Below are 25,110 nucleotides of genomic sequence, written 5' to 3' on the forward strand. Positions count from 1 at the left end.
TGATCGATTCCCTTTATTCGGCTTTAAGCTGCGTTGGCATTATCATCTGCAGAAGGTTTTAGCAGACGACGAAGCACCTTACCGACATTGGATTTTGGCAGATCTTCAGCAAACTCGACTTGCTTTGGCACCTTGTAGCGAGTCAGTTTATCTTTACACCAATCCCTAACATCCTCACGGGATAGATCAGGATTATTACTAACAACAAAGACCTTAACGATCTCGCCGGTCTTATCATCTGGAATACCGATAGCTGCACATTCCACAACATCAGGGTGCTGGGTAATGACATCTTCCACTTCATTTGGATAGACATTAAAACCAGAGACGATGATCATATCTTTGGCGCGGTCGACGATGCGGTAATAACCTTCCTCATCAATCGTCGCGATATCCCCTGTGATAAAGTAACCATCATCGGTAAATGAAGAAGCGGTCGCCTCTTCTCTTTGCCAATATCCGCGCATAACCTGCGGGCCTTTAACACAAAGCTCACCGGCTTCACCTTGAACCACATCCTGACCATCCGTACCAATAATACGAACATCGGTGTGAATCATAGGCAGCCCGATCGTGCCTGTACGGTTATCATCGGGTGGGTTGAAACATACCGCTGGAGAGGTTTCTGTCAGGCCGTAACCTTCAATTACGTCACAACCGGTTTTATCTTTCCAAAGCACCGCCGTAGAAGGATTCAGCGCCATACCACCTGAAGCCGTAAATTTCAGATTACTGAAATCGACTTGGGCAAAGTTCTCATCGTTACACAACGCAACAAACAGCGTATTTAGACCAACAAAAGTACTCATACGCCACTTCTGCATCTCTTTAATAAACCCAGGAATATCCCTTGGGTTTGGAATCAATACGCTATGCCCACCCATCAACGAAACCACCTGAGCAACGGTGAAGGCATAGATATGATAAAGCGGCAGTGGTGAGATAACCGTTTCAGTCCAATCAACACCAGGAACGGTTAAACGCTCCTGCGCTTGTAACATGTTCGAGATCAGATTGGCATGAGTCAGAATCGCGCCTTTAGAAACGCCCGTTGTACCACCGGTATACTGCAAGACAGCAACATCAGATGATTCAACTTTAACCGGATTCGGTTGCTGACCATCATATTTGTAGAATGCGGAACGAAGCGGAATCGCTTGAGGCAGATTGTAATCTGGCTCCATCTTTTTCAAATACTTAACCGCAGCATTCAAAAGATTACGCTTAATAAAATCGTGTAGATCCCCTACTTGGGTCACAAACAGGGTTTCAATCTGCGTCTTATCCAAAATCTTTTCAGCATTGTGCGCCATGCTCTTGTGGATAATCAGCGCTTTCGCACCGGAATCATTAAACTGGTGCTGCATCTCTTGCGGGGTATACAGCGGATTGGTGTTCACAACCACCAGCCCCGCACGCAAAATACCAAATAATACAATCGGATATTGAACCAGGTTAGGTAGCTGAATCGCTACCCTATCACCCGGCTGCAAGTTTGTTTCTTGCTGAAGATACACAGCAAACGCCGCAGATAAACGATCTAATTCGTTGTAATCGATCGTGCGCCCAAAGCTGGTAAATGCTGGTTTAGGGCCAAAGTTCTTCTGCACATGCGCTAGAACATCTGGAACAGTTTTAAAACCGTAATGATTTATATCAGCCGGGATACTATCGGCGGCAGGGAGTTGCTGCATCTAAGGTTCCTCATGTAATTATTTTTATAAGGGATCTATGTCGGTAATTTTAGGCTACGGGGAAAAATACAGCCAATTTAGTCGCTAGCATAATGTCACCATCAGCCTGTACACGACCCGCCATGAACGCCTGCATACCATCAGTTTCACCCGACATGATCTCTTCGAGAGTAATAGAGTCCATTGTCAATGTCACGGTAGCGTCATCACTAACGCCTTCCGCTACATCACAGCTACCCTCTTTCACTGTCACAAACCAGGAGTCACCATCGCTAATGTCGTACTGAAAAATTGCATCTGTGTCAGCTGCAGCATCGGCATTAAAACGATTTTTCATTTCAGTAAAAACTGCATTCAAGTCGGACATTTCAGATACCTCTTTGTCATTTTTATTCTTTAACGCATAACGTGTTGCGTTGAGTTTTAAGAGGCCGCGTAAAAGCGTGCGGCCTACTGGATTATTTAGTGCTTTCTTCACGTCTATACCTCGACTAGAAAGCAAAGTGTTCTTGGTCCATATCCATCAGGTTATCTGCACCTGACTGCATTGTTTCAACCAAACTACGAGTACGCGGCAAGATTCGCTGGAAATAGAAACGTGCTGTAGTCAGTTTAGCTTGGTAGAACGCTGCATCACCTTCACCTTCTGCCAACTTTTCTTGAGCCACTTTAGCCATACGCGCCCAGAAGTAACCCAATACAACATAGCCTGAGTACATGAGGTAATCGACAGATGCAGCACCCACCTCATCGCGGTTTTGCATCGCTTTCATACCGATCTTCATAGTGAGCTCACCCCACTCTTTATTCAGCTCAGTTAGCGGTTTGATGTACTGTTGTAGATCGCTGTTGTCAGATTCAGCCTGACAGAACTTATGTAGAATTTTGGTAAAGCCTTTTAGAGATTCACCTTGGGTCATCAATACTTTACGACCTAGCAAATCCAGAGCTTGGATCTGAGTGGTCCCCTCATACAGCATAGAGATACGGCTATCACGTACGTTTTGCTCCATGCCCCACTCTGCGATGAAGCCATGACCACCAAAGATTTGAAGGCCGTGGTTAGCGGATTCGAACCCCACTTCGGTCAGGAACGCTTTTGCAATCGGGGTTAGGAATGCTAGCAACGCATCGGCTTGTTTTTTCTCATCACCTTCTGCTCGCTCAACTTTATCCACCAGTTGAGCACAGTAGTAGATCATTGCGCGACCACCTTCAGCAAAAGCCTTCTGGGTCAGCAGCATTTTACGAACTTCAGGGTGTACGATAATTGGATCGGCCGCTTTTTCTGGGTTAGCAGGGCCATTTAGAGCGCGCATCTGCAAACGATCTTTGGCATACACTAGTGAGTTTTGAAAGCCCCACTCTGCATGCGCCAAGCCCTGTAAAGCTGTACCTAGACGCGCAGTGTTCATAAAGGTAAACATGCAGTTAAGACCTTTATTCTCTGGCCCAATTAGGTAACCGGTAGCCTCATCAAAGTTCATGACACAAGTAGCATTACCGTGAATACCCATCTTGTGCTCTAGAGAGCCACAACTAACGCCGTTATTTGTACCAATAGTTTCTGGCAAGTGCTTAGGAACGATAAACAAGGAGATACCTTTTGTACCTGCAGGCGCATCTGGCAGTCGTGCCAATACGATATGCACAATGTTATCTGCCATATCGTGCTCACCCGCAGAGATGAAAATCTTCGTACCAGAGATTTTGTAGTTACCGTCTCCTTGAGGCTCTGCTTTAGTTCGCAGCATGCCTAAATCAGTACCACAATGAGGCTCGGTCAGACACATAGTGCCCGTCCACTCACCGGATACCAATTTAGTAAGGTAAGTTTGTTTCTGATCTTCTGTACCATGGGCATGTAGAGTATTCATTGCACCATGGCTTAGACCTGGGTACATACTCCAAGACCAGTTAGCCGTACCGACCATTTCGTTCACAATGATGCCGATAGATTCTGGTAGACCTTGGCCGCCGTATTCAGCTTCATGGGCTAACGACGGCCAACCGCCTTCAACAAACTGGTCGTAAGCTTCTTTAAAACCTTCAGGAGTTTTAACAGCTCCGTCATCCCACTGACAGCCCTGCTGATCACCAATCTGGTTTAATGGAGATAAAACGCGTTCAGCAAACTTAGCACCTTCTTCCATGATCGCGCCTACCATATCAGGCGTCGCATCCTCGCAACCTGAAAGACTCTGGTAATGCTGCTCAGCGTTAAGCACTTCGTTTAACACGAAGTCCATATCACGGAGGGGAGCTTTGTATTCTGGCATGACGTTTTCCTCATTCTTATTATCGCTCCGCTGATGCGGATAAGTGGTGCCGAGCACCAATACAGTATGTATTTAAGAATGGTTCAAAGGTCGTAATACGCCAATAACAAAACTTACCAGTTTTAGTAACAAAAAATGTCAGCCAATATTAGACAGCGCTTTATTTACTATAAAAAGGGGCTATTGCATGGCATTTAAGATCACTAACAATGACATATTTCGTCACAGCCATATTGCACCGCAATATAAAGACAAAAAAGCCGGCTAAGAGCCGGCTTTTTAAGTGATAAGACTTTTAGTTTATATAATTAAATAAACTCAAATCCTTAACCTGTGCAAAACTTGCATACGAGGCCTGTAAAGCGGTTTGCTGTAGCTGGAACCGGCTTATTGCTTCGTTATAATCAAGATCTTCAAAGGAAGATAAAGCTTCAGTTGTGAAGAGTTCATAATCTTCATTAACCGACTGCTGCTGTTCTAAGGCATTAAGTCGTCCACCAATACTGGTCGTTACGCCAATGAGCTTTTCCTGAATACCATTCAAATTATCCAGTACAAAATCCATTGTCTCGGTAAATGCCTGCTTACCACTACTTGTTGTAAAGTCAGCATTATCCAATGCATCCTTCATATCTTTCGCAGTATCTAAAATATTATGCTGGGATTTAGATCCTAAGGTTGCTGTCCCATCAATGATTTTATCTAACGTAATATCCACCCCGCCAATCTGTATGACTGGATGAGTAGGGTTAGAGGCCAAATCAAAGTTATTCAATACTACCGATGGATTGTCGGCCGTAATAGGCTGACCTGCTGCATTCACTACGGTTAAGTTACCGCCTGAAAAAGTAAACGTCAGTTCACCGTTGTCGGTAATAAACTGATCAAATGCATCCGCATTGTCTTTAGTCAGAGCGACATCATCAATATGATTATTATCTTGGGTAATCACTGCATCAACATACCCAGAAACCTTAGGTACTGTCTCAAAGATATCAAAACCAGAATCGGTCGAAGCTATTTTATTCTCTGGCCCTATCTGAATAGAGCGCTGGCCGTCATCTCCCGCATAAGAGTAACTATCTAGGGCAGCATTATATTCATAAGGCTTTGTGAACCCTTTATGCCCGGAGAATAAAAATTCCCCTTGCACGTCTTTAGTATTCATCAAACCTTCTAACTGGCCTAACAACTCACCAACTTCTGAGGAGATAGATAGCCGATCCGTCTGGGTAAGCACCCCATTTTTACCTTGAATCGCTAACTCTTTAAGCCTTATAGAAATATTGTTAATTTGCTCCAGCGTATTCTCTTCCAACTCTAAGCGACGGCGCGAAACTTCAATATTGCTATTATATTGCTCAGTCCTCGCAATTTCTTTTTTGAACTTTTGAATTTGAGCAGAAGCAAGCGGATCATCAGAAGGCTGCTGAATGCGCTTCCCCGTCGATAATTGGTTTTGTGTCTTAAAAAGTTCACTATTAGTTTTATTGATATTATCAACATTACTAAGGAAGACTTGTTGAGTAGAAATTCTCATTTTCTATCTCCTATACACTTTGAAGCAACGTATCAAAAATTGTCTGCGCTGCCCGAATCAACTGAGCAGAAGCCTGATAAGCTTGTTGAAACTGAACCAGCTTCGCTGCTTCTTCATCCAAATTAACACCTGAAATCCCTTCACGCGTTGCAATATTTGCATCTAAAACTGATTTACCAGCCTTAGCATTTACCTGTGCGACAGCAGCTTCTGAACCCACTCGTTCTACATTCAGCCCATACTGATCCTGATAAGAAGCACCATCAATCAATTTTTCTGCCTGAAGGTCAGACATTAAAAGGGAATTCCTATTATCTGAAACTCCACCTGTATTTAGAGTAATCTCAAACGTATCACCCACTTGAGGCCTGTTATTGATAACAACCTCATAGCCAGATAATGCTATAGGCGAATTAGGCTCATATTCACGGACAACACGATCACCATCCCCATCAGTTAGGACGACATAAGCAGCTTCTTTTGAGTCAGGAGAGTGCTGAATAATAAAGCTATCACCATTCCCCGGTACTTCTGGAGGGTTATTAACATCAATCGCAAAACCAAATGTTTTAGTCATGTCCAAAGCGCCAGATTGGGCCCCGCCGTTAAACAAGACTGTCGAAGGGTTTGCTGAATCTGTAACTACATAGGTACTTGAACCACCGTCATAAACAACTTGAACAGGGAAGGTAACAGCCCCCATTAAACGCTCATCAGTTACTCGTATGTTATTGATAGCTGCAGCACTATTAATATTAGAATTCTGCTCAGGAGCGATTGTCACTGTATCATTGACGGCAATATCTGTATCTACATGAATATCTAGGCCAAGGCTTGGCAATGAAAGGTTACCATCAGCATCAGCCACCCCTGAATAAAGCGTGTTTCCTGCTGTATCAGCAACCTCATAAGTACCCGCTGGAACATTGGTATAAGTAACGGTTAGAGGATACTGTGCAGCACCAACCAATGCAGTATCGGTAACTCTTGCTTCAATAGAACCTGTTGCTGAAGGATTACCCGTTTGCGCTGTAAAAACAGGAGTATGCTCAACCTTATTTACATCTGCTGGCTGTACTGTAAAGCTATTTAAACCTGCGCCATCAACAACCCCGGTAGCACTTATTTTCAGGCCAATCTGATCTGTCATATCAAAAACAACATCAGTACCTGATACTGAAGCAGTTACAACAAAAGGACCTCCTGACGCAGGAGTTACCTGATAATTCCCCCCCCCTAAAGAATCAAAAGTTAAGGGATAACCTACACTTCCAACTTCTTCAGCATCAGTTAGGGTGACTGCATCAGACGAAAAACTTAAACCTGTCGTTCCTACGGTCACATTTATATCAGCAGGCAAAGATACAAACTGATTCCCAGTATTCGCAACACCTTCTAGCTCAGGTAAAAAAGCAACCTGTAAAGGAGGCGTTAACCTATTATCATCAATTACCGTTGAGTCATACTCGATTGAAGATACACCAACTGCAGACCCAGTTCCGCCCACAGTTAAGGTCAAACCATAAGCAGCATCGAGATCTATCTCTGTCGCAGTTGGAGCAGGTACAGCTGGACCAAAAATAGTGGCTCCAGTACTGTCTTTAACTTCATAACTACCTGTACCAGGCGCTAAATGCTCCACACTTATAGGAAAAGATAAGTTATTAATTTTCGTATAGTCAGAAACTTGGAACGTTAAAGGCGTAACTGCAGGATCAACAACGGCCAATCCGGCAGTTACTGGAGGTGTTAATGTATTCTCAACATTAGACAACGTAGCAAACTCAGGGTCCGTAATAATAACTTCAACTTCGCCTGTACCTTGATTAGATCCTGATTCAGCCACTGCTAATGGCGCTGCCAATGCGAGTTGACGTCCATTGGTGAGTACTGTATCAATTTCTGAAGCTGCATTCCGAGTTGGACGAATTAAAAACTGATCACCTGGAATAAATCCAGTATCAGTACGCATGCTTAAGCTAAATCCATCAATCCGTAGATCTAATTCACCAGATACAGGGTCATATGCATATTCTCCCTCTTCATCAACATCAGATACATCCGACTGTAAATTAAGAGTATTACTTTCCCAACGCATACCATCAGACTCACGGGTAATAGTGAATGTACCCGTATCATTAAAAATTAAACTATATTCTGATGCTTGAAGTTTATCCGCTTCATTGATAATTACTGTCGAATTTACTGTTGAACCATTATCTCTATAAGCTATAACTCTATTCTGGGTAACCGCAGGCGCATTAATATCCGTAAACAAAAGGTCTCCTGCATTACCATCAAGATCGATACCTTTTTGGTGCTGCTCATTCATTGTTTCAGCAAAAACCAGAGCGATCCGGCCCAACTCATCAAGAGACTGATTTAGTGTCGTATCCCTATAAGTTAAGGTCCCGCCAATAATCCCTCCAGATACTTGCCTAGTTATATCAGCCTCATTATTCCCAGTTTGTAAGGAAATATTCAGCATACTGCTGTCTGCAGGGTTTAAAGAAGTAACTAGTTTATTAGCAGATAAGCCCACCACCAAAGGTTCGCCGTTACCAACAAATACGCTAACCTCACCGGTAGACGGTTCACTGATCGTGGTAAAACCAATATATTCGGACAACTCCTCAAGCTTTGCATCGCGTTGGTCCAATAGTTCATTGGAAACTTGCCCAGCAGCTGTAGCAATACGAATATCATCATTCAACTGCGCTATATTCTGAGCGATGGTATTTACTGCCGCTGTAGCGCTTTCTAACCTTCCATTGATAGTTTCATTTTGGCGTCGAATATTTGAATCAAGATCATTAAATCGTCTAACTAAAGCATCTGCTTGCGCAAGAAAGAGTTCGCGGTTTGGCAAGCTTACTGGATCATCAACAGCAGTCTGTAGCGCACCAAAATAATCATCCATCGCTTTAGATACACTGGTGACATCTGATGCCATAAGGTTATCTAACTCATTCGCATAGTCACGATAGATTTCAAAACTCTTGTAGGTAGAACTATCAGACCAAATCTGCTTATTCAGGAACTCATCAGCTATACGCTCTACGTCATTTACCAACACCCCGGCTTGATCTTCACGAGATAGGAACACAGGTCTTTGCCTGCTATACCCTTCCGTATTCACATTACTGATGTTCTGACCTGTTACTGTCAGAGCCGTTTGGTTAGCCTGTAGGCTCTGTGTGCCTAAAGATAATAAACCGAAAGACATGAGAACTCCTTTTGAGATTTGGTCTGCTTCTTAAGATGAATAAAGGAGAGTTGTGTAATAGTTTATCGACTATTACTTAACCCTCTTTAGATCCATCACTTCGACTTGCGAGCAGAGCTCCCTCAAAAATATTTTTAATCTTGTCAGCGTAATTAGGATCAGTTGCATAACCTGCTTCCTGTAATTGCTGCACATATTTATATGGATCATCTGTACTTTCCAACGCCACTTTGTAACGCGGATTAGTTTTCAGAAAATCAACATAGTCTCGAAAGCTGTCTTCATAGCTGTCATAGCTTCTAAAGAAAGCCTTTTCCTTTTGTGCTAAGCCATCTCTATATTCCAGAGTTGAAACTTGCGCACTTGCGCCATCCCAGCGTCGATCCGCCTTTATATTGAAAAGGTTATTTGCATTGCTACCGTCTGCAGATCGAACCATAAATTTTCCCCAACCCGTTTCTAAAGCAGACTGCGCTAGCAACACTCGAGGATCCACCCCTAACTCACCAGCCACTTTTTCAGCTAACGGCATTAGCTTCTCAACAAATTCTTCTGGAGATTCAAAACGATCAGGAAGGTTTTCATCTACTACTTTTTTAGCAGCAGCCATCTGTGATTCAAAAACTTCTTTAACCGTACTTTTCTGATCTTCTGTCAGCGTTATTCCCGGAGGGTTTTCTTGGCCTTCAGCCTTCGCTAAAAGCGCTGCAGCAGCAACCGATGCTGCATGATCAAAAGCTCGATTAAGCTCCCGGCTGCTTGTATCTAGAGGTTTAAGTTCAGGTTTCTCTTTATCCACCTGACCACCAAGCTGCCTCACTAGTACATCAGTCAACCCAATACCTTGAGCACCTGACATCTCTAGAGCGATCTGATTGTCATACATGCTTTGAAACATTTTGGTTTGACTACTATTCATAAAGTTGTCTTCACCAAATGCGGCATTTGCTTCACGCATAGACTTCAGTAACATGCTGACAAAAAGTTGCTCAAACTGCTGAGCGGCCAAACGCAGGCCTTCATCACTATCGCCTTTAGCTTTAGCTTTTAATTTTTGAAGCTCAGCCAGATCTGAATAAAGTTGAGCATTATTGCCTGCGCCTGTTTTAATCATTAGATCACCACCAATTCAGCTTTTAAGGCACCCGCTTGTTTCAGCGCTTCCAAAATAGCCATCAAGTCACCTGGAGCTGCACCCACCTGATTTACTGCTTCAACGATATCTTGCAAGTTTGCACCTGGCGCAAACTCAAACATATGACCAGAACCTTCATCTACTACGATTCCAGTACGAGGGGTTACAACCGTCTGGCCACCACCTAATGGATTTGGCTGATTTACATCAGCAGCTTCTGCGATTGCTACCGTTAAACCACCATGAGTAATCGCTACAGGGGAGACTTGAACATTTTGACCAATAATGATGGTACCGGTACGTGAATTAATCACGACTTTTGCGGAATCTTTCGCCGGTTCCACATTTAGATTTTCTAGTACTGAGAGAAAAGAAACGCGTTGATTAGGGTCGCGGGGAGCTCTTACTCGGATTGAGGTTGCATCCATTGAGGCCGCCATTCCAGCTCCTAACAAATGGTTAATTTCCTCCGCAACTCTTCGTGATGTAGTAAAATCGGGACGATGAAGGTTTAACACCAAGCTATCCCCTTGAGTAAAACCACTTGGGACAGCTCTCTCTACCGTAGCACCATTCGGAATCCGACCAACGCTTGGTACATTCAAAGAAAGACGAGAACCATCAGCCCCCTGAACACCAAAGCCAGAGACAACTAAATTACCTTGAGCTACCGCATAAACCTGACCATCAGCTCCCTTCAACGGTGACATAAGTAAACTACCACCACGTAAGCTTTTCGCATCGCCAATGGCCGAAACAGTAATATCAATCTGCTGGCCTGGCTTAGAAAAAGCAGGAAGATCAGCATGAATTGCTACTGCCGCAATGTTCTTAGAAGCAGGATTCATCGTAGATGGAATCGCCACACCAAAGTTATTCAACATGTTTCGGAACGTATGCGAAGTAAAAGATGTTTTATCACCAGTCCCATCAAGACCAACAACCAAGCCATAACCAACTAATTGGTTAGAGCGAACACCAGAAATACTAACCATATCTTTTAGGCGGCTTGCTTCAGCGACAATGGTCACGAGCATGCAAGTTATGAGAATTAATGTTTTTTTCATCATCACTACCTTTAGAATGGCATCAATGCACTGATAAAGAATTTAGACACCCACCCCATTACATTAGTGTCATGAACTGCTCCAGTACCACTGTAAGCTATACGCGCGTCAGCAAGTTTAGTCGAGGCAACTGTATTATCTGAGCCTATATCCTGCGGTCTGACCATGCCGCTGATTCGGATATATTCATCGCCCTGATTTAAGGTTAACCACTTTTCACCTTTAACCAACAAAACACCGTTTGGCAGAACATCATGCACTGTAACTGTAATATTACCTGTCAGGTTATTACTCATATCAGAAGAGCCCTCACCTTCGAATGCGGTTGTCGGACCAGTAATCGAAGCACTTAGTGGTTTGCCATTAAGCGATACCGCATCACCTAATATCGTTGGTTGTGTCAGCGTCAAACTGCTAGATTTGTCTAATTCTGTTGTCGCACTTTTTTGAGAACTAGTACTTTCTTGCAATGTGATTGTCAAAATATCACCGATTCTGTGGGCTCTACCATCACCATACAAGTTTATGCTTGTTGCAGAATTGTAGATTGAACCATTCACTGGTGCAGGCTGCGTTAATGCCTGAGGCACTACAGGTGCATACTCAGGGTTATTTGGTTTAACTTGTTTCTGCACACAACCTGTAAGTAACAATGTAATAGATACAAAAGCAGTGATAAGTTTTTTCATCGTTATAACCTCAATATCTCATTACAGCTGCTGGCTGACATAAGAAAGCATCTCGTCAGCTGTAGAGATAACTTTTGAATTCATTTCATATGCTCGCTGGGTAGTAATCATATCCACCAACTCTTCAACTGAATTTACATTTGAGTTTTCCAACGACCCTTGAATAAGTACCGCTGTACCATTTTCCCCTGGATTACTGACTACAGGAGCACCACTAGATGCAGTTTCGATATATAAATTTTGGCCTTGTGACTGCAGCCCCTGAGGGTTAACAAAGTCTGCAAGCTGCATTTGCCCGATCTGGGTACCTTGTGGACTATCTGGAGTGGTAACTGTAACTATTCCATCAGTGCCAATCGAAAAGCTAAGTACATCATTTGGCAACGTAAGTTCTGGCTCGAGCAAGTAGCCCTCTGGGGTAACTACTTGACTATCACCGTTTAAATGTAATTGCCCATTTCGCGTATAAGCTGTATCCCCATTAGGCAAAGTTACTTGCAGAAACCCTCGTCCATTTATTGCAACATCAAATGGCTCGCCAGTAACTTCCATATCACCTGCAGAAAAGATTTTTTGCGTTCCTACAGTCCGTACACCTAAACCAATTTGTAAGCCTGACGGAAGCTGTGCTTCTTCTGCTGTTTGAGCGCCTGGCTGACGGCGTACCTGATACATCAGATCTTCAAAAACTACGTTATCTTTCTTGAAACCAACAGTCGATACGTTGGCCAAGTTGTTCGAAATCACCTTCAGATTTGTATCCTGAGCAGTCATTCCTGTTTTAGCTACGCTTAGTGCACCGTGCATTATTCAATCCTCAGGTGATTATTAAGATATTTTCAAAATAGTTGCTGCAGTTTCTGAATTTTCTTGTGCAGTTTTCATCATTTTAATTTGCATTTCGAATTGGCGGGATGTCGATATAATCCCAGTCAATTCACTAACAGCATTGACATTACTTGATTCAATATACCCTGAACGGATACGTACATTCGGGTCCGCCAATTCAGGCTCACCGCCATTTGTCATCAAGCCATCAGGTCCTTTGAAGAGAGTCTGAGGATCAGGATTTACAAGCTTAATTTGATCTGCCACTAGCAGTTCTGCAGCATTTTCACCTAATGGGCGAATGGTGATGATTCCGCTGGTAGAAACTTCAATTTCTTCGAAAGGAGGCAATACAATAGGAATTCCGCCATTGCCCATCACCGGCAAGCCACTTCCTGTAACAAGCTGGTTAGCGGCATTGATCTGCAGTGAGCCGGCACGTGTATACCCCTCAGTGCCATCAGGGCGAATCACAGAAAACCAACCATCACCTGCCACAGCGATGTCCAACTTGCGTCCAGTTTCGATTAACGTCCCACTTGTCATATCTGTAGCTGGGCGTTCAGTTTGAGCATAAACGCGAGAGGCATGCCCCTCGCCAAATACCTGCATAGCGCGGGCTTGAGCCAAATCCGCTTTAAAACCTGAGGTATTTGCATTTGCAAGGTTATTGGCATGAGCTTGCTGAGCCAGCATATTCTCTCTGGCGCCACTCATTGCTAAATATAGAACCTTATCCATCTTTATCTTCTCGTTTGAGCGGCTTTGCCGCATCTCGTTGAATTCTTATATGGATATATAAAGCAAAGGGTATGCCAGAAACTCAAAAAGACCGCTTAAGCGGTCTTTTTGAGTTAAAAGATGACTAATCCAGATTAAATCTGAAGAATATTCTGCGTCACTGTATTCAGTGTTTCCAACGTCTTAGAGTTAGCCTGGAAATTCCGCTGGGCTTCAATCAATGCTACAAGCTCTGCTGACAAATCAACGTTTGATTGCTCAAGAGCAGCTGATTGCAACGTACCATTCAAGCCTGTACCTGGCGGGTTGAGAATCGCATTACCTGAAGCAAATGTTGCCGTCCACTCAGTATCCCCAGAAGGAGATAAACCCGATTGGTTTTCAAAAGTTGCTATAGCAACAACACCAAGATCCTGATTTTGTCCATTGGAGAAGCTAGCCACCATTTCACCGGAGGCACTAAAAGTTACACCAATCAGGTCACCCTTAGTATATCCATCTTGTTGCGAGGCTTTTACAATAGATGCCGAAGCAAACTGAGTAGTATTTGTTATATCTAGTTCAATTTCAGTTGTGGAGTCCGCTGGGTCCGCCCCCAAAATAGTAATACTCGGGACAATTGCTCCAACCGAAAACTGTTGACCATTGATGCCTGACAACAAACCATTCGCTGGATTAAACTTAATAAGTACAGGTCCAGGCTCAGTACCAGTACCCGCTTCACCTGGATCTAAAGCCTTACCGATATCTAAAGTTTCCGTGCCATTTAGATAAGCGTACATCCGATAAACGCCTTGGAAGGAATTATCTCCATCTTTAATTGTCGGAGCCCCTATCTGGTTAGTACCGGCAGTCGCAACGAATGTAATTGCATCAGAAGCATTAATATCACCCGCTTCGGCCTTATAAGTGATGGTCACCTGTTTATTAATGTTGTCATATATAACAGATTCAACATCGGGGTTAGCATCTTTAATTCTTGCTTCTGATGCTGTAATTGCCTGACCAATCTGATCTTCAGTTGATCCTGACGGAATCGCTGGAAGCGTTATACCGCCAATTTCTAATACAAGATCATCTACTGTAGGCCCAGTGATAGGGAAAGCGTATGTTTCATTAGCTGCAATTTCTGCTATTTCAGTGACAACTAACTCCCCCCCTGCATCTGCATCATTAATCTGCACAAGATCAGGCTCGGGAAACTCAGATTTAAATCTTAGCGTAATATCATCAGGACCATTTACGATGATACTCTGAATACGCGCATCACCATTAACCGGATCGGTAAGCTTGTCGAAAAAAGCACTTCCCGAAAATGAATCTAATACTGTCCCCGCCGGATAGCCCGCTAATTCAGTTAGATCATTGGTGATAGCTGGTGGAATTGGTGTACCCACATTACCAGTAATTGCAACACCCGAAATTGTATCGCCTTCCTCAATACCAGTAACCTGTTGCTGAGCCTGATAAGGCCGCGCTTCAGCCATATTAAATTTAATTGTGTGCTCATTACCCAAACTATCAAAAGTTCGTATAGTTGTACTATAGGTAAATGAACCAGGTTCATCCTTATCATAATCAGGCAAAAGCGTAGCAGCATCTTCACGGGAATCGATGTTAAAAGACAGATCAATCTCCTCTGTTGCCTTTGGAGGGCTCTCTTTCTGGGTAACCGCAAGATTATCGATAGGCAAACGGTTACCTTCAGAATCAAGACCGTATCCTTGAAGAAAAGCACCTGTTTTAGAAACTACAAAGCCATTTTTATCTAGTTCAAAAGAGCCCGCACGGGTATAGGTGGTACTGCCTTGACCATCATCTAGCTGAAAAAAGCCCGAGCCATTAATTGCTAGATCAAGGTTATTGTTCGTAAACTGAATGGTTCCCGCTTTAAAATCTTGTGCGATATCAGTTACTGTTACACCTGCACCTGGAACGTTAGAAGCACCAGCCCCCACAACCGCCGTTGCATAAATATCACCAAATTCAGTTCGAGATGATTTGAAACCGACAGTACTCGCGTTCGCAATATTGTTGCCAGTTACATCGAGATCTGTAGTAGCCGCTTTTAAGCCGTTAACGGCTGTATTAAAACCTGACATAGTCTTATCCTCACACGCCTATCTGTTTCACATCGCTGATATCAAATGTGCCAGCTGTTGTGTTCACTTTCATACCAATACCATTTTCACCCAGAGTCACACTGTTAACTCGATAGGCCATGCTGGTATCAACCGCTTGATATTCATTATCTTCTAGGCGTTCGATCACGAACGTATAGTCTCCCGGAGGGTGTTCCGGATTACCGTCTTCATCGAACCGCATCTGCCAAGCAAACTCATGTTCGCCTTGCTCAACCGCACCTAGCTGCATATTGTCAACTAAAGTTCCGCTTGAGTTATAAACCTTAATTCTTACGTCTGAGGCACTGGTTTCCAAATTGAAAGCACCTTTCGCGAACGGATTCATGGCAGTCCCTACCTCAGAGGTATCACCAGGAATAAACACTGACTGACCCACCATAGAGGATGCTTGTAATGCAGCCTGACTTGATAGCATCGACTGCGACATTTCATTCACAGAAGTATTAAGTTGGTTAATACTCTCGACCTGTGACATAGTCGCTATCTGCTGCATAAAGTCAGTTGTATCAGCAGGACTAGATGGGTCTTGATTCTGCAACTGAGCAATCATCAGCCGCATAAACATATCACTATCTTCTTCCGTCTGGCTTTTCTGCGTACTGGAAGATTGATTCGCCTTGTTTATCTGATCAAAAACGTTCTGATTTACGCCATTAACGTTACTCATGGCCAAAAACCTCGTTTCTTAAATTATTGCTGCCCAAGTCTGATCGTCTGCTGAAGCATCTGCTTGGCAGTATTCATAATCTCGGTATTAATCTGGAAAGATCGAGATGCTGAAATCATATCCGCCATCTCTTCTACAACATTTACATTCGGGTAATACACAAACCCTTCCTCATCAGCCATAGGATGCGCTGGATTGTATTCTTGGCGTAATTCAGCCTCACTTTCCACAATCCCAAGCACCTGTACCCCTTGACCTGCAGCGATTCCAAACTCATTGTCAGGTTCCGCTAACGGATCAACTTGCTGTACAGCAAAAACTGGCTTTCGAGCTCTATAAGTATCATCAACACTAGAACTCACACTTTCCGCATTAGCCATATTACTGGCAGTCGTATTTAAGCGGATTGTCTGAGCGTTCATAGCCGAACCAGCGATACCAAATACATTACTCAATGACATGATTATTCACCCTTAATCGCTGATTTGAGACCAGTAAACTTCTTATTTAGGAAATGAAATGACGTCTGGTAATCCATAGCATTCTCTGTGTAACGTGCCATCTCTTGCTGAACCTCAACAGTGTTACCATCAACAGAAGCTTGGTTAGGAATACGGAACATCATATCTGCCGCCAAATCAGGCTCTAGCAACTCAGTGTTATGCCCTGAAGAAGTTGCAACCTGTTTTACATTCATTTTAGTCGACACATGCTCTAAAGCTTCAGCAAATTCGATATCTCTGGCTTTAAAGTTAGGTGTATCGGCATTAGCAATATTATTAGCTAAAACCTCTGCACGACGTGCACGGTGCATAAGTGCGTCATCGTGAATTCCCAAAGCTGCGTCAAAACTAATTGCCATTTCATTGCCTCTTTTAATATTACTCCAAATAAAGCAATCAACATGCCAAGCCATTAAAATCCTTAATTTTCAGTGGCTTAAATGGCTATCGCAATTATTCTAAACCTCATCCCTTATAAAAACGGCAATCTAAAACCGCCACATTGCCGCTGGCGGCAAAGGCTATGAACTAAAAGAACAATTAAGGGGCAATAAAAAAAGCCGCTTACCTTTGGTAAGCGGCTTTTTTATTAATGCACGAACTAGCATGCTATATGGCTTGGTAAATAATACCTGGCCGGCAATGAATCATTTTGTATTTATTAGATAATCCAGAAAGGAATTCTGAGGCACCAAGGATTAAATACCCCCCTGGCTTTAACACCCCATGCATCTTTGACAAAATTTCAGTTTTTTTCTCACTGGAGAAATAAATCAATACATTTCGACAGAAAATAACATCAAATTTACCCATCGATGTATATTGACCAAGTAGATTAATACTTTGAAATCTCACCTTAGATTTTATTTCCGGTTTTACCGCCCAACTGCCGTTAGACGTTTCTCGGAAGTGCTGTGTTAGTCGCTCTTGAGAGAGGCCGCGACCTATCGCCAACATTTCATATTCACCTCTACGCGCCTGCTCTAGCACTTGAGTCGATATATCTGTAGCAATGATCTCTTCTGAAACCAACTTACCCGGTGTTTTTTTCTTAAATTCATCCAGCGTCATACTGATTGAATAGGGTTCTTGACCTGTAGAGCATGCGGCCGACCAAATTCTAATTTTGTTAGAACCAACACCCTGCCCTAGCATTTCGGGCACAATACGATCACGTAAAATGTCGAATGGATGAACGTCCCTAAACCATAAAGTTTCATTGGTAGTCATCGCATCGATGACCTGCTCACGCAAACGTTTTGATGTAGGGCTCTGCAGTTTAGTAATCAGTTCTTTTAAACCAGGACAATTATTTTCCTGGACAATTTTCCCCAAACGGCTTTGTACAAGGTATTGCTTATGCTTCGCAAGCAATATCCCACTACTATCCTCAAGGAAGCGACTGAACAACTCAAAGTCAGCATCCGTAATAGTAAAGTTTGATCTACCGGAAATACTCATAGAAAGAGTAATACCCCTAACCTATGACTGATTATTTTTCTACTTGCTGGATGCGCTGTACTACAGCTGTCGCTAGGTCATCCGGATTAAACTTAGCGAGGAAACCATCAGCCCCTACTTTTTTAACCATAGACACGTTGAAGCCACCCGATAAAGATGTATGTAGCACTACATGCATAGCACTCATACGCTCGTCTTCACGAATCATAGAAGTTAGCGTGTACCCATCCATTTCTGGCATTTCAATATCCGAAATAACCATCAAAAAGTGTTCTGTAACATCAGTTCCACGATCAGCCATATCACGCAACAAGTCCCAAGCCATGCGGCCGTTGTTGCACGACGTCACCTTGATACCCAAATTCTCCAAACTTCTTTGCATCTGATTACGGGCTACAGAAGAATCATCGACAATCAGAATTTGATGTTCACGAGCTTTTTCACGAACCTTGTCATCAGCTACATCTTTACTGACTTCTGTTGGCATTGGATATAGGTCTGCCAGGATCTGCTCCACATCCAAAATTTCGATGAGTTTACCTTCATATTCGAAAATGGCTGTCAGATAATTCTCCACACCGATTTCTGTTGGAGGGGCCATTATCTGATCCCACTGAGTATTTAAAATCCGATCAACTTTGCGAACCAAGAATGCAAGCGTTCGACGGTTATACTCAGCAACAATCAAGAAACAGTCTTGCCTTTGCTCATGAGGAACGGTTTGGCGTCCAACAGCTTCAGACAGATCCAGTACAGGAATTGTCTCGCCGCGAATATGCGCCATACCTTTAATAGCGGAAGTCTGACGAGGCACCTCAGTAAGATCGGGGCACTGTAAAACTTCACGCACTTTAAAAACATTGATGCCGTATTGTTGATCCGTTTCCAAACCAAACAATAACAACTCTAGCCTGTTCTGCCCTACCATTTGGGTACGCAGGTTTACACTATCTAGGATACCTGACATGATCTAATAATCCCGTAGAGATTAAATCTATTCTGTTTGTACGCCGTTACATAAACATAATGTTAGTTACAACAACGTGAATAAGCATAATTTAACACGACTTTTCTTCCTAACCACTGTTCTTTTGGCCTCATTCGGCGCTTTAGCAGCCGATCAAACCGAAAAATTAGAGCAGGAGGCGCTACTTTTTCTGCAAGAACATTACAAAAAAGCTAAGCCGGATGCGCGAACTGAGATCAAACTTAACCCGATTAGCCGAAAAATCAAACTAAAAAACTGCCTACAACCCCTAGAATTTCAATCACCTAAAGGAAACGGAAGCAGAATCACCTTTCGAGCACGCTGTCCATCTCCAATGTGGCAACTTTTTGTTACAGCACAAATTAAACTCTATGGTACAGCTGTAATCAGCAGTACCAGCCTTCCAAGAAATACTCGTTTGAGTTCCCAGCATATCCAAAGAACTCAAGTCGATATCACCAACATTCGTTCAGCATATTTTCTTCACACTGAAGAAATTATAGGCTGGACTACGAAAAGAAGTATTGCAGCAGGCACAATTTTTACTGCTTCAATGCTAAAACCCCCTTTAGCCGTGTCACGCGGAAACTCTGTTATTATCGAAGCTAAACGTAGCGGCATTTCAATCAGAGCAGCTGGGACAGCTTTAGAGGATGGAAGTATTGGCCAGCAAATAAAGGTTAAAAATGATCGTTCAGGCAACATTGTTAAAGCTGTAGTTATTGAAGCAGGGCTGGTTCGAACCCCATAAAACACTGTCAATCCAACATGGTTTCATCTGCTTACAACTGCTATACTCGAATTCATTAAAGAAAAAATATTTTTCTAAAGTTTCCAAATTAGCCGCCGATAAGCTGGTTCAGATACAAGTTTGAGGACGGAAAAATGATTAACGACATCACGGGCCTGTCATCGTCGCAGACGAATAGCACTCGTGCACGAGCAGGCGAAGGTAATGCCACCAAAACTGGTAGCAATGATGCCCCTGCGCAGTCTCCGTCCAGTAAAGGTGATACAGTTAAACTCAGCAATGCAGCTCAGACACTGCAGAATGTTGAAAAACAACTGGCCAATGCACCTGATGTGGACAGCGAGCGTGTCGAGCGACTAAAACAAGAAATTGAAAGTGGCAGCTATCAAATCAATGCTGAACGTGTAGCAGAGAAGATGCTGAGCTTTGACAACCTATTGTAAATTTCGCTATGACCGAACAACAATATACAAAACTAGATACCCTGCTTAAGCAGGGTATTTTGCTTTTAGAATCACTTAGTACGGTTTACGACAGAGAGCTCGAAGCACTCAGTAGCAAGGACCTTGAACAATTAAGTGATATCACCCAAGAAAAAATGGGTGTGATTAACAAGTTCCATAACTTCACTCTTGAACGTGTAGCCTTATTAAAATCTTTTGGTATTGAGATAGGTTCCGAAGATTACTCCGCTCAGGATGACAACACCCCTGCCGCACAGCAAACTAATGCATTTTATGCAGAAATCAAACGCCACCTTAAAGAGCTACAACATAAAAACAAGCGCAATGAACAAGCTATCTATCGTAATCAGCAAAACGTCAACCAATTACTCGCTATAGTTCGTGGCCATAAGAAACAAGACCAACTTTATGGCAAGGCTGGAGCCTCAAAACTGTACAAAGCACAAAGTAGCTTAGGCAAGGCTTAAACCGCTTCAACCCTTCTATATCGAATGACTCGATTGTAAAATCTACCTACAAGCACGAAAACTCAACAAGCATGTCCCAGTAGCTCAGCTGGATAGAGCGGTCCCCTCCTAAGGGACAGGCCAGGGGTTCGAATCCTCTCTGGGACGCCATTTTCTTTGCTATCTATCGCAATAAATTACCTAAAGAACCTTTCGGCAACAGAGCGACATCATGGCTCAGATAGCGCCTTAGCTGGTGCTGCTTATCAAGCTCAATACCTTCCAAATTAATCCGTTCAGATAGTTTTAGATAACGCTGGACCATTTTAATACGCTCATCGCGCTTCTCTTTACTATCTCTGGCCGTTTCTAAGAAAAGTTGGGCTAAATTCAACAAAGCATTCACGTTGCTTGAATCGTATTCCGTCGCCAAACCAAAATACTTAAGGGCTTGAGGCATTTTTCCAGAAAGATAGTGTTTCACACCCAAACGATTCACTTTGATACTCATATCCGGATCATGTTTCTTACCAGGTACTTTCTTCGGTTTGGCCGCAGGCTCTAGGATCGGAACCGCATCCCCCATCACACTGAGCAGTTCTCGATCAAGATCTAAAGGGGCAGCTAGCTCTGAGTTTATTCGTTGAGCATCCCTGGTAGCTTTATTAGCAGCATCAGTATCACCTACCTGATGATACATCTCACTTTTCAGAAGAGACGCTCGAACTTGCAACCGCTCATCACGAGGAAAGGCTTGATAAGCTTGCGCTATCGTATTTTCAAACTCATTAAAGAGCTCGATAGCCATACCACCATCTGCATTTTTAGCTTCTAACCGCTTTACGTTGGCAAGACGAAGGTAAGGATCAGGAGATTTATAGCAGCTACGTCGACCTAGGACGATAGACTTTTTATAAGCCCCACCCGCCATATCTAGTTGTTTCGTTTGTGTAGCTAAACGCCCCAATTCCATCTGGCGAGGAATGCCCATCGGCGACTTCTGTGTTGCTTCAGCAACAGCCTCTCTTGCTTGATCCAAATCCCCTTCTTTTTCATGAGTCTGAGCAAGCAAATCATATGCGGCAATCAACAATGGGTACTCTGCTATAAGCTCTAGTAGGAGAGCCTTTGCCTCTTTGAACTGTTCCTGCTGCAGCATGGCTTCTGCCCAAACGATACCTGCTTCTTTATCATGACTCTTCCAATATTGCTTTTCAGCAACCTTGGCACTCTCTTTAGGCCTCTGAAATTTAAGCAGCAAACGGGCAAGAATCAGTTGAGCTTCATCATATTCTGCATCATAGGAAGCAAAGTTATACTTACAAAATGTAATAGCTGCCGGAAGATCGCCAATTTCCAAGGCATCATCGACAGGCTTAAACACGGATTTTCGATAAAGAATATTATCCAAACGATGCTTTAATTCATCCACCGAAAAAGGCTTCATGATCATATCATCTGGGCGGCTATCAATTGCGTGTAGAACCACTTCTTGAGAAGCATCACTGGTCATAAAGATCCAGCAAGCAGTAGGCTTTATAAAACCTCGATAACGGCATTCTTCCAGCAACTGGATACCGGTGAGACTATCATTCACATTATGACCGAGAAGAATAACATCGTAGTTATTCTCTGAAATTTCATTTAAAACCCGATCATTAATAGTAACTGCCTTGAGATTGGCAACACCCATACTCCTCAGCATATAGAAGATAGTAGATCGCATGTTGCCACTGCTTTCTATCAGTAGAACTTGCTTATCAGAATAATCTACTTTCGCCACTCAACCGTCCATATACGCAAAAAAGATATTTGAAGTATAAAAGCCTATTCGTTATGACAAAAGCATTTCCTGCAAACAAAAAAAAGCACCGGGTGTAGGGTGAACACTCGATGCCAAGACAGTTCTATGCTGTGACAACCATCCTATCCCGAGGGCATACAAACACTAATGATCCAGATCAAGAAATATCTAACTCCAAGGTGTAGGCTTGAGGTATTGAGACGATGTAATGAGATCCTGCTTTTTGGGTTTCAGGTAAACTAAACAAAACTTATAAAAAAGCGTACTTATGACTACTGCATTTATCACTCATGAAGATTGCGGCCTACACAATATGGGCCCAGAACATCCTGAAAGCCCAATTCGCTTGGTAGCCATCCAGAAAGTATTGGAAAAAACGGGCCTAATGCAGGATCTTGAACAAATCCAATCCGTACACGTATTACCTGAACAAGTACAACTTGCCCATGCTCACCTCCATCAAAAACGCTTGGAGATGAAGCTACCTGAACAAGGCGTTGTGTATACCGACGAAGATACAGCCCTTTGTCCTCACTCCTTACATGCAGCCAGTTTAGCCGCAGGCTCTGCCGTTATGGCAGTAAACAGGGTAATTAGCGGCAAATCTAAAAACGCTTTTTGTGCTACGCGCCCACCTGGCCATCATGCCGAGCATAACAATGCGATGGGATTTTGCTTTTATAACAATGCAGCCATTGCAGCAATGCATGCTTTACAGCAGCCAGGCATAGAACGCGTTGCTATCTTTGATTTCGACGTACACCAAGGCAACGGCACCGTAGATATCTTTAAAGACAGGCCAGAAGTGCTAGTTTGCTCAACATTCCAGCATCCTTTCTATCCAGAGCGTTACTGCGACTTTGTGCGCGACCACATCATTAACTGCCCTATGGATGCTCATAGCGACGGCATAGTATTCCGTAAACTTGTTGAGTCGCGCTGGCTACCTGCCATCCAAGCTCATAAGCCAGATATGATCATTATATCTGCAGGCTTTGATGCTCATCATGAAGACCCTATGGCAGATATTAAGCTTAATGAAGAAGACTATCGCTGGGTTACTCAGTTGCTCCTAGACGCAGCTCGCACTTACAGCCAAAACCGCGTTGTTTCGGTTCTAGAAGGCGGTTACAACCCTGTTTCCTTGGCATTTAGTGTACAAGCTCATTTAGAAGTATTCGCCGGGCATTAGGCTAGAGGCTAGAGGCTAGAGGCTAGAGGCTAGAGGCTAGAGGCTAGAGGCTAGAGGCTAGAGGCTAGAGGCTAGAGGCTAGAGGCTAGAGGCTAGAGGCTAGAGGCTAGACAGAATAGCACCTCTTTAAATGAAACAAAAAAGGCTGCCAATGGCAGCCTTTTTTAGTTCAATACAAGCTGATAATTAGCTCACGAACTTGATCATTACGCCCGCTGCAATCGCAGAACCGATTACACCAGCAACGTTTGGACCCATCGCATGCATCAACAGGAAGTTTTGAGAGTTATACTCAAGACCAATCTTGTTAGATACACGTGCCGCCATAGGTACCGCAGATACACCTGCTGAACCGATTAGTGGGTTGATTGCGTTGCCACCCATCATCTTGTTCATAATCTTAGCCATGATCACACCAGCAGCGGTACCGATACAGAATGCAACAATACCTAGCGCCATGATGCCTAGCGTTTCAAGATCCAGGAACTTATCAGCAGAAAGTTTAGAACCTACAGATAGACCCAAGAAGATTGTAACGATGTTGATCAGAGCATTCTGAGCAGTATCGCTTAGACGATCTACCACACCACACTCACGCATCAAGTTACCGAAACAGAACATACCCAACAGAGGTGCTGCATCTGGAAGCAATAGCGCCACTAGGATCAACAGTACGATTGGGAATAGGATCTTCTCAAGCTTAGTTACGTGGCGTAACTGGCTCATCTGGATCTTACGCTCAGCTTCTGTGGTCAACGCACGCATAATTGGTGGCTGAATCAGAGGAACTAGCGCCATGTAAGAGTATGCAGCTACCGCAATTGCACCCAATAGGTGTGGAGCTAGCAAACTAGTTACATAGATCGCAGTTGGACCATCAGCACCACCGATGATACCAATTGCCGCTGCTTCTTGGATGTTGAAGTCCATGATGCCCATAGAAGACATTGCAACCGCACCTAGTACAGTTGCGAAGATGCCGAACTGAGCAGCCGCACCCAAGAACAGGGTACGTGGGTTAGCCAACAACGGACCAAAGTCTGTCATTGCACCAACACCCATAAAGATCAACAACGGAGCAGCTGTAGAGCCGATCGCTACGCTATAGAAGTTGTACAGCATGCCATTCGCATAACCACCATCTTTAGCTACGTTGATTGCATCTTGAATCTGAGCAGCTGAAGCAGTGTTGTGGTAGGCATACAGAATTTCTTTTGGATCAGTGCTAGTGATACTTAGCGCAGAAGCCAAACCATTCATCACTTCCGGAACAGCAAAGTGCACAGCATTTTCTACAGCTGTGTATGCTAAGCCAGCTTCTGGAATGTTCGCCATGATGCCACCGAAACCGATTGGCACAAGTAGTAGCGGTTCGAAATTCTTTTTGATGGCCAAGAACAGAAGCAAAAGGCCAACTAAAATCATTACGATCTGACCACCACTGATGTTGTAAGCACCAGAGGCAAGAAACAGGTCGATTAGCTTATCCAT

The 25,110-nt window shown here is 43.5% G+C and carries 22 protein-coding genes and 1 tRNA gene; 5 read left to right on the forward strand and 18 right to left on the reverse strand.

The genetic code is table 11. From position 1 onward, the window contains the following. Positions 1–23: 23 nt before the first annotated feature. The 16 genes from ACMXYO_RS14275 to ACMXYO_RS14350 form a co-directional block, all read right to left on the reverse strand. Positions 24–1,694, reverse strand: a complete 1,671-nt coding sequence (locus ACMXYO_RS14275; RefSeq protein ID WP_415885769.1) for an AMP-binding protein — start codon at positions 1,692–1,694, stop codon at positions 24–26. 49 nt (positions 1,695–1,743) lie between these two features. Next, positions 1,744–2,172, reverse strand: a complete 429-nt coding sequence (locus ACMXYO_RS14280; protein ID WP_415885771.1) for an SCP2 sterol-binding domain-containing protein — start codon at positions 2,170–2,172, stop codon at positions 1,744–1,746. Between the two features lie 13 nt (positions 2,173–2,185). Continuing rightward, on the reverse strand, positions 2,186–3,973 hold the full coding sequence (locus ACMXYO_RS14285) for an acyl-CoA dehydrogenase C-terminal domain-containing protein (protein WP_415885773.1): 1,788 nt from the start codon (positions 3,971–3,973) through the stop codon (positions 2,186–2,188). 295 nt (positions 3,974–4,268) lie between these two features. Beyond that, positions 4,269–5,513, reverse strand: a complete 1,245-nt coding sequence (gene flgL / locus ACMXYO_RS14290) for a flagellar hook-associated protein FlgL (RefSeq protein WP_415885774.1) — start codon at positions 5,511–5,513, stop codon at positions 4,269–4,271. A 10-nt stretch (positions 5,514–5,523) separates the two neighbouring features. Beyond that, positions 5,524–8,739, reverse strand: a complete 3,216-nt coding sequence (gene flgK / locus ACMXYO_RS14295; protein WP_415885775.1) for a flagellar hook-associated protein FlgK — start codon at positions 8,737–8,739, stop codon at positions 5,524–5,526. A 76-nt stretch (positions 8,740–8,815) separates the two neighbouring features. Next, complete coding sequence (gene flgJ, locus ACMXYO_RS14300; RefSeq protein WP_415885777.1) at positions 8,816–9,853, reverse strand: flagellar assembly peptidoglycan hydrolase FlgJ; 1,038 nt, start codon at positions 9,851–9,853, stop codon at positions 8,816–8,818. Further along, entirely contained in the window at positions 9,853–10,941 is a 1,089-nt protein-coding gene (locus ACMXYO_RS14305; RefSeq protein WP_415885779.1) for a flagellar basal body P-ring protein FlgI, read from the reverse strand. The genes flgJ and ACMXYO_RS14305 overlap by 1 nt, the downstream gene beginning before the upstream one ends. Before the next feature lie 11 nt (positions 10,942–10,952). Beyond that, a complete protein-coding gene (gene flgH, locus ACMXYO_RS14310; protein ID WP_415885781.1) occupies positions 10,953–11,630 on the reverse strand; it encodes a flagellar basal body L-ring protein FlgH in 678 nt (225 codons plus the stop codon). Between the two features lie 21 nt (positions 11,631–11,651). Continuing rightward, positions 11,652–12,437 (reverse strand): flagellar basal-body rod protein FlgG, encoded by a 786-nt coding sequence (gene flgG / locus ACMXYO_RS14315; protein WP_415885782.1) that lies wholly within the window; start codon positions 12,435–12,437, stop codon positions 11,652–11,654. A 21-nt stretch (positions 12,438–12,458) separates the two neighbouring features. Then, a complete protein-coding gene (flgF, locus tag ACMXYO_RS14320) occupies positions 12,459–13,199 on the reverse strand; it encodes a flagellar basal-body rod protein FlgF (RefSeq protein WP_415885783.1) in 741 nt (246 codons plus the stop codon). A 134-nt stretch (positions 13,200–13,333) separates the two neighbouring features. Beyond that, a complete protein-coding gene (locus ACMXYO_RS14325; RefSeq protein ID WP_415885785.1) occupies positions 13,334–15,301 on the reverse strand; it encodes a flagellar hook protein FlgE in 1,968 nt (655 codons plus the stop codon). Positions 15,302–15,311: 10 nt separating this feature from the next. After that, positions 15,312–16,010, reverse strand: coding sequence for a flagellar hook assembly protein FlgD (locus ACMXYO_RS14330; RefSeq protein ID WP_415885787.1), 699 nt, complete (start codon positions 16,008–16,010; stop codon positions 15,312–15,314). 23 nt (positions 16,011–16,033) lie between these two features. After that, a complete protein-coding gene (gene flgC / locus ACMXYO_RS14335; protein ID WP_415885788.1) occupies positions 16,034–16,471 on the reverse strand; it encodes a flagellar basal body rod protein FlgC in 438 nt (145 codons plus the stop codon). Positions 16,472–16,473: 2 nt separating this feature from the next. Next, a complete protein-coding gene (gene flgB / locus ACMXYO_RS14340) occupies positions 16,474–16,872 on the reverse strand; it encodes a flagellar basal body rod protein FlgB (RefSeq protein WP_415888108.1) in 399 nt (132 codons plus the stop codon). A gap of 250 nt (positions 16,873–17,122) precedes the next feature. Next, on the reverse strand, positions 17,123–17,974 hold the full coding sequence (locus tag ACMXYO_RS14345; RefSeq protein ID WP_415885790.1) for a CheR family methyltransferase: 852 nt from the start codon (positions 17,972–17,974) through the stop codon (positions 17,123–17,125). A gap of 31 nt (positions 17,975–18,005) precedes the next feature. Then, on the reverse strand, positions 18,006–18,941 hold the full coding sequence (locus ACMXYO_RS14350) for a chemotaxis protein CheV (protein ID WP_415885792.1): 936 nt from the start codon (positions 18,939–18,941) through the stop codon (positions 18,006–18,008). A 76-nt stretch (positions 18,942–19,017) separates the two neighbouring features. On the opposite strand from ACMXYO_RS14350, the gene flgA reads away from it, so the two are divergent. The 4 genes from flgA (at position 19,018) to ACMXYO_RS14370 (ending at position 20,794) form a co-directional block, all read left to right on the forward strand. After that, complete coding sequence (flgA, locus tag ACMXYO_RS14355) at positions 19,018–19,713, forward strand: flagellar basal body P-ring formation chaperone FlgA (protein WP_415885793.1); 696 nt, start codon at positions 19,018–19,020, stop codon at positions 19,711–19,713. Positions 19,714–19,847: 134 nt separating this feature from the next. After that, entirely contained in the window at positions 19,848–20,156 is a 309-nt protein-coding gene (gene flgM / locus ACMXYO_RS14360) for a flagellar biosynthesis anti-sigma factor FlgM (protein ID WP_415885794.1), read from the forward strand. An 8-nt stretch (positions 20,157–20,164) separates the two neighbouring features. After that, positions 20,165–20,644 carry a flagella synthesis protein FlgN gene (locus tag ACMXYO_RS14365; protein WP_415885795.1) on the forward strand — a complete coding sequence of 160 codons (480 nt, stop codon included), beginning with the start codon at positions 20,165–20,167 and terminating at the stop codon, positions 20,642–20,644. Between the two features lie 73 nt (positions 20,645–20,717). Then, a tRNA-Arg gene (locus ACMXYO_RS14370) sits at positions 20,718–20,794 on the forward strand. A gap of 13 nt (positions 20,795–20,807) precedes the next feature. Here the strand turns inward: ACMXYO_RS14370 and ACMXYO_RS14375 are convergent. Then, a complete protein-coding gene (locus ACMXYO_RS14375) occupies positions 20,808–22,406 on the reverse strand; it encodes a response regulator (protein ID WP_415885797.1) in 1,599 nt (532 codons plus the stop codon). A gap of 289 nt (positions 22,407–22,695) precedes the next feature. On the opposite strand from ACMXYO_RS14375, the gene ACMXYO_RS14380 reads away from it, so the two are divergent. Continuing rightward, the gene (locus ACMXYO_RS14380) at positions 22,696–23,619 is read left to right on the forward strand and encodes a histone deacetylase family protein (protein ID WP_415885798.1); all 924 of its coding nucleotides are present in this window, start codon (positions 22,696–22,698) and stop codon (positions 23,617–23,619) included. Between the two features lie 186 nt (positions 23,620–23,805). Here the strand turns inward: ACMXYO_RS14380 and ACMXYO_RS14385 are convergent, their stop codons facing one another. Continuing rightward, positions 23,806–25,110 (reverse strand): sodium ion-translocating decarboxylase subunit beta, encoded by a 1,305-nt coding sequence (locus ACMXYO_RS14385; RefSeq protein WP_415885800.1) that lies wholly within the window; start codon positions 25,108–25,110, stop codon positions 23,806–23,808.

It is taken from the genome of Neptuniibacter sp. QD37_6, from assembly GCF_047778085.1.
Classification (GTDB): Bacteria; Pseudomonadota; Gammaproteobacteria; order Pseudomonadales; family Balneatricaceae; genus Neptuniibacter.